General features: G+C 59.2%; 1 protein-coding gene. It reads left to right on the top strand.

Annotated elements, in window-relative coordinates; translation table 11 throughout:
• Positions 1-320: hypothetical protein (locus C2R25_RS21215; protein WP_369825676.1), on the top strand; the 320-nt coding region annotated here is incomplete at its 5' end.
• Positions 321-590 lie beyond the last annotated feature (270 nt).

Here is a 590-nt window from a genome sequence, read left to right as displayed (position 1 = left end):
GCGCCGGAAACGGCAAGATCGCCATTGCCGCCTTCCGGTTCCGCTTCGCTCCACCTCCAGCCGGCAATGGCGCAGGAGGCGACGATGCACTAACAGTCAACCCGGACCACTCGGTGGGGGCCGGTCACGATCAGGCCCAGCAGAACGCTGGTAACTGCGATAGCCAGGATTGGCGCGGTCAGCGCGAACGAAACCAGACTCCCGGTGGGGTCGCTCGCCGCGAATGCTGCCGCTATGTCGGGTACGACCGGAAGGGGCGCAACCACGGTCAATACGATGAAAGCGGGCACCATGGCGAGCAGAATACCGTGTACAAATGACACATGCGCACCATCGCCGCTCAATCGATGCTCCGCCATCGGAATTCCCCTTTCCTTTATCAGCCGGCGTTCGGCGCCTGCTTCTGATTTGCTTGCGTCGCTCCGACTTTGGGGTCGTATACACGCTCAATCAGAATCACCGTCCCGTCGCCTTTCATTGTATGATTGATTATGTGGGTTGAGTAATCTAGTCGGAGGTTGATGAAAGTTGGGGACGTTGGGGTATTGAAGAGTGGCGGTATCTGAGGCGTACACTGTGGCGACGACGCG

Source organism: Novosphingobium sp. HII-3, assembly GCF_002916655.1.
GTDB lineage: Bacteria > Pseudomonadota > Alphaproteobacteria > Sphingomonadales > Sphingomonadaceae > Novosphingobium > Novosphingobium panipatense.
Note: the sequence above shows the minus strand (reverse complement) of the source record. Positions and strands in the feature narration are given on the sequence as shown.